Origin of the sequence: Rhodoblastus acidophilus (assembly GCF_900187365.1) — a bacterium.
Classification (GTDB): domain Bacteria; phylum Pseudomonadota; class Alphaproteobacteria; order Rhizobiales; family Beijerinckiaceae; genus Rhodoblastus; species Rhodoblastus acidophilus.
Genome location: NZ_FYDG01000074.1, coordinates 1 through 1015, shown reverse-complemented (window position 1 = coordinate 1015; position 1015 = coordinate 1). Strand labels below are relative to the sequence as shown.

General features: G+C 59.6%; 1 protein-coding gene. It reads left to right on the top strand.

Going from position 1 to position 1015, the window contains the following annotated elements; translation table 11 throughout:
* On the top strand, positions 1-572 hold a 572-nt coding region (locus tag CFB24_RS22280), incomplete at its 5' end, for a hypothetical protein (RefSeq protein WP_210190757.1).
* Between the last annotated feature and the right edge of the window lie 443 nt (positions 573-1015).

The window sequence follows — 1015 nt, the reverse complement described above, 5'->3', positions numbered from 1 at the left end:
CAGCGGCGCCAATTGTTCCCGCGAACTCATGCGAACTCTGGACGCCACCACTTTATGTGACGAGGGTCCGCGACGCCCTCGGTGGGAGCATCAGCCTCGACCCGTTTTCTTGCGTGGACGCCAATCGCACGGTGAGAGCCAGTCGTTTCTTCGCCAAAGGCGACGCGGCGTTCAAGAAATCGTGGCGCGCCAATGCCGCTTTCATCAATCCACCATCTGAACGTCGGTTCCTGAACAGAATCCCGAAGAAGTTCTTGAGAGAATGGCACGGCGGCAACATCAAGCAGGCCATCATTCTCTTGGACCTGCCGCCGAAGGGCTTTTGCTACAGCGTCCTCGCCCCTCGGGCCGACGCGATTTGCTGGACGAACCACCCCATCAAGTTCCGCACGCCGAGCGGTCAGCCCCAGACGAGCGGCGCAAAGCAGGCGTTTTTGTATTTTGGCCCAGACCCGGCGATCTTCCGGCAGGTCTTCGCCGGTGTTGGGAAGGTCCGCGTGACCAAGCAGCCTCCGTTGAAGCCGCGAGCAAAGAAGCCGCGTCGCCGCCAACCTGCTCGTCGCTCCAAATAATAAGGTGATGGTCGGCGCCCATGCCTCGGGGCGCCGACCTCCGCCGACGAATTTGCGCCGGGCCGAAACACGCGCCCAGCACGCCAAAATCGCGGGCCAGAGCAAAAAATCAACCATGGTGGATTTTTGCCGAGGCCGACATCCGGCGCGCTCGATCCACGGCAGCGCTCGGACGAGCGGCGGCGACAACTCCATTCCCATGACCAAGACGCCAACGCGCCCAACAAGACGGCGCGCCGCAAAACCATTCAACAGTCGGGGGCAATGAAGTGCAGGATGGCGTCGCTGCAAATTGTCGCTGAGCGTCCACCTCATCAAAACCCGTCTTGTTTAACTACAGTGTCACGATGCGCCTCATCATTATCGAAAAGCGTCTCATCATGGTCGTCTTCAGGCTTCCAATACGGTATGATGACCAAGTCTTAGATGCTGACGAGACAGTG